This window comes from Halomonas jincaotanensis (assembly GCF_018448785.1).
GTDB classification, from domain to species: Bacteria; Pseudomonadota; Gammaproteobacteria; order Pseudomonadales; family Halomonadaceae; genus Halomonas; species Halomonas jincaotanensis.
The window spans coordinates 1-2,273 of the sequence record NZ_JAHCLU010000049.1; the positions used below are offsets into that span (position 1 = coordinate 1).

2 protein-coding genes are annotated in these 2,273 nt (G+C 53.6%); one reads left to right on the plus strand and one right to left on the minus strand.

Annotated elements, in window-relative coordinates; all coding sequences use genetic code 11:
- Positions 1–1,449 precede the first annotated feature (1,449 nt).
- The gene (locus tag KG088_RS19380) at positions 1,450–1,644 is read left to right on the plus strand and encodes a hypothetical protein (protein ID WP_213828259.1); all 195 of its coding nucleotides are present in this window, start codon (positions 1,450–1,452) and stop codon (positions 1,642–1,644) included.
- Positions 1,645–2,085: 441 nt separating this feature from the next.
- On the opposite strand, the gene KG088_RS19385 is transcribed toward KG088_RS19380, so the two are convergent.
- Positions 2,086–2,273, minus strand: a 188-nt coding sequence (locus tag KG088_RS19385) for a hypothetical protein (RefSeq protein WP_213828260.1), incomplete at its 5' end; no start/stop codon positions are given.

The following is a 2,273-nucleotide window of genomic DNA, read 5'->3' on the forward strand; positions in this document are numbered from 1 at the left end:
TTGCAGGAGGGAGTCCAGGTGGATAAGCTTTCACCCATGGCGAGTAGTCCTCTTGAATCGTGTTCTGGCAGGAACATCCTGATTCTACAAGAGAAACTGCTCGCCATCTTCTTTTCTATCTCAGCTCGGTGAATAAGGCGGGATTAGGCCTTTCGATGAGAAGCCCAAGCGATTGGAGAGCAATTAGCAAGAATCCCCGGCAATTTGTCCGACCCGTGCGGTTGATAGTGAGCGTCGAGTCGGAGCTGGTGGCGGCTATCGACCGACTGATGGCCCAGGGACGGCCCCATAGGCACCGCAACCGTGCCGAATTCATGCGGCAGGCTATCGAGCGAGAGCTGGTACAGTGCCAGTTTGATGATTTTTGGTCCCCTTAAAAAAGGGGCGTTTGAAAAACTATCAATCTTTGCCATGCACCAGCAGAAGGGCTTTGAGCACCAAGCCGGAGCCTGTACTTATGGCGATTCCACAATGCTCCGTACGCCAGCGCACTGTGAGTGCGTGCCTTGAGGGTTATGCTAAGGGTAAGCGTGGCAAAGGAAATGCCTAAACAGGACGTTGCGCTCTGCGCTACAGGGAAGGTGGCGCCCCTTTCTTTTCGTAGGCCGATTGTTCGACAGTATCTCATTCTTCGGCCCGCGCTTCGATTTTGGCCTTGGTTTAGTGGATCGTCTCATGCGCTGTTCGCGCCGAGTAATCTTTGCCCTTGGCCTGACAGATGCCGACTCATGGCCTATCACCTTTCATTTCTCATGGCGAAGAACGCTGTTTGGGACCGTGCCTGGAGTGCCGTGTAAGGGTTTACGAGCAGAAGGTCGAGCGAAAGGTCATGGAGGGGCGGCTTCGTCAAATCCTCCTCCATGTCATGAAGCCCCAGCATCAGGTCGAACCCCTGTGAGGAAAGTATTATGAAAACCATCTTTGCCCTAGCGCTTGGTACGATAGCCTTGCTTTTGGCTATCACCGCTCAGGATTCGCCTAGCGTGCGAATCTTACTGGCTTCCGTGGGCCTGGCGTTAGTCATGGTGGCGCTGAGCCCGGGGTCTGCTCGAGGCGAGTCGAAAGCCTCCTGGCACCGTAAGCCGAGCAAACCCAAGCTGAACGAGTTCAGTGATCGACCCCAGATGAGCGGGGCTGGACGAACCCCCCTCAGCCCAATCGTACTGACTTCTAGCCCTAGCGGCGCGTGCTGGCAATCCCCGCTTGACTACCGTTCCTCGATACAGCCCCACAGTGCGGCCGAGCCCGAGGCCCCGAGCCCGCCGCTGCCCCAGCGGGTGAGCTAGGCCATCGACGGCAATCAAGGGCGCCTCAAGCTGGGCGCCATTCCCGAAGGCTTTCAGGTACACGCATTCGTACTTCACGCTGCGCCAAAGCCGCTTAACGAAATCGCTCTCCACGCCCAGAGCGAATTTACAATGTCATAACCCACTATCACGAGGAATCAATATGCAACTAATCGATCAGCTAAGTGACACCCAGGCTAAGACGTATGCCAAGCATTGCTTTGAGGATAAAAACGCCGAAGAGCTTCGCGCCGCGACGAATGAAACACCCGATCCTGATGTGCTTAGCCACTGGGGACTGACGGAAGGCCAGTATTCCGTAGCTATCACCACGGCTTTAGCAGAACTCGAATCGTAACTGGCGTAATACCGGGGATCGTAGACGTTATTAACTAAACCCTGACGCTTACGACTCATGGTTAGGCTCTCCTGTCGGTATGATCAGAGATTAGCGCCTAGTCCAAATTTCGGGGGCCACTTCGAGTCAAGGAAACCGTCAGTCGATCGAGACGCCGATCTCTCACAAGCAATTCCTTATTCTCCAGCGTCGGGCGGCTATGTTCGCCACCAAACAGATAACTCTCTCGTCCTGTCTTTATGCTGCGAGTAGCTCATGTGCACGGCTATAACCTGAACTCAAGCAATAATGCAGGCGGCCTATCCAGCACTTAACAGGACAGACCCCATGAATCCGAAACCTACCCCCATTAACCCGTCTTATTCGTCGCAAGCTCTAAAGATCTACAGAAATATTAATAAAATCAAATCGTTAAGATGTTTTCGTTCAGCCGGTGCACTTTCACCCACTTGTGAGGCGAACCACAGCCTCTCGATGGCTCGTAATCAAATGATTTTCATCAAATAAATTCTCATTCGGCTTTCGCGTCATGAATAAGACGGGATTAACATTCAGAAACCCAAGCTCATTAACCTCGCCCTTCAGGGCGGAGGTGCGCATGGCGCTTTTACCTGGGGGGTTCTGGATCG